This is a genomic window from Robiginitalea sp. (genome assembly GCF_049588695.1).
GTDB lineage: Bacteria > Bacteroidota > Bacteroidia > Flavobacteriales > Flavobacteriaceae > Robiginitalea.
In genome coordinates, this window is record NZ_JBAVZJ010000580.1 from 1 (window position 1) to 1,819 (window position 1,819).

The 1,819-nt window shown below is 47.4% G+C and carries 1 protein-coding gene; it reads right to left on the minus strand.

The window, feature by feature from the left end; all coding sequences use genetic code 11:
* A partial coding sequence (locus WBV75_RS13300; protein WP_424121072.1) for a S41 family peptidase occupies positions 1–1,645 on the minus strand: 1,645 nt, incomplete at its 3' end.
* Positions 1,646–1,819 lie beyond the last annotated feature (174 nt).

The following is a 1,819-nucleotide window of genomic DNA, read 5'->3' on the forward strand; positions in this document are numbered from 1 at the left end:
GGTCGATATAGCTATAACGGTCCGGCACCACAACATCACTCTCCACCCCCTTTAATTGGGTAGAGCCTCCATTGATCCGGTAGAATTTCTGAGTGGTGAGCTTGATAGCTCCCAAATCCCCGTATTCATTGCTTCGGACAATACTTTCCAGTGGAATCAGGTTTTGAACCGTTCCTTTACCAAAAGTCTGCTTACTGCCGATTACGACCGCGCGCTTGTAATCCTGCATGGCAGCCGCCAGTATTTCAGAAGCAGAAGCGGAAAGCTCGTTGACCAGGATAACAAGGGGTCCATCCCATTGGATGCGCTCATCTTTATCCTCATAAATTTCTTTGTCTTTGGCAGAAGACCTCACCTGCACTATAGGCCCCTCTTCAATGAACAAGCCCGCCATATCAACTACCGTTTTCAGGGAGCCTCCTCCGTTGTCACGCAGATCGAGTACAAGTCCCTGAATACCCTCTTCCTTCAGCCTTTCAATTTCTTTGGCTACATCGGAGGCGGCATTCCGCTCATTGTAGTCGTCAAAATCTACATAAAACTGCGGCAGGTTGATCAGGCCGAATTTCTGGTCCTCCTTAATAATCATGGCAGATTTTGCAAAAGACTCTTCCAGTTCCACGACATCACGGGTCAGGGAAACCACCTCTACGGTCCCATCTACTTTGCGCACCGTGAGATCCACAACCGTACCCTTGGGGCCCTTGATCAGCTTAATCGCATCCGACAGGCGCATCCCGATAATATTTACCGGAGATTCCCCTTCCTGACCCACTTTCAGGATTTCATCCCCGACATCCAGACGCTGGTCGCGCCATACCGGGCCTCCTGAAATGATCTCTACGATCTTCGCACCTTCCGATTGCTTTTGGAGTCTCGCCCCAATACCTTCGAAACGGCCCGACATCCTCACATCGAATTGCTCCTTCTCTTCCGGTGGAAAGTACAGGGTGTGCGGATCAAATTCTTCTACAATCGTATTGATATACTGGACAAACCAGTCTTTACGCTCCAGTTCGTCAATAAATTCAAAATAATCCTCAAGGGTTTCCAGGGTGCTTTCCCGGGCCGCCTTTTCTGCTGCTTCCGGGGTTGATTCCGCCTCTTCATCTTCCTCACCCAGGGTGAGTTTCGCATCATAGGCGCCAATAGTGGCGTATTTGAGTTGCTTTCTCCAGCGATCGGAGAGCTCACTCCGGTCCGTTGCATATCCGACATTCTCATAGTCGACATCGATAAACTCGTCCTGTGAGTAATCAAAAGGTACATTCAGCACCTCCCTGTAGATTTCACGGGCTTCGTCCATACGGATCATCAGCCGGTCGTACACGATATTAAAAAAGGAAATATCCGTATTCTTAAGCTGGTCGTCGATCTGATATTTGTACTGCTCGAACTCCTGAAGATCCTCCTCGAGAAAGTAGCGCCTCGTGGGGTCCAGCTCCTCTATAAAGTCTGTAAATACATTGACGGAAAACCCATCGTTAATATCCTTGGGCTCGTAGTGCCCGCGTTCCAGAACGTAGGTAATCAGGTCGAGTAATAATTTGTCCTTGTCATCCGATTCAAAAGACCGGTTGGTAAAGCTGCAGGACGCCACTGCAATCAGAAGGACCAAAAATGCGAATACAAAATTCCTTTTCATGTAATATTTTTTTTTCAGGCCAGTGAATACTAGCCTTTTCATAGCAACAATGAACTCCCTAAATTACTGAAAAAACCATGCCAGTCCTGAAGATTGCCATTAATTTTTTGTTAATGCGGGCTACCCGGAGCCCTATCTAATGAAAAACGTATTTTTACAGCATAAATTATAGTC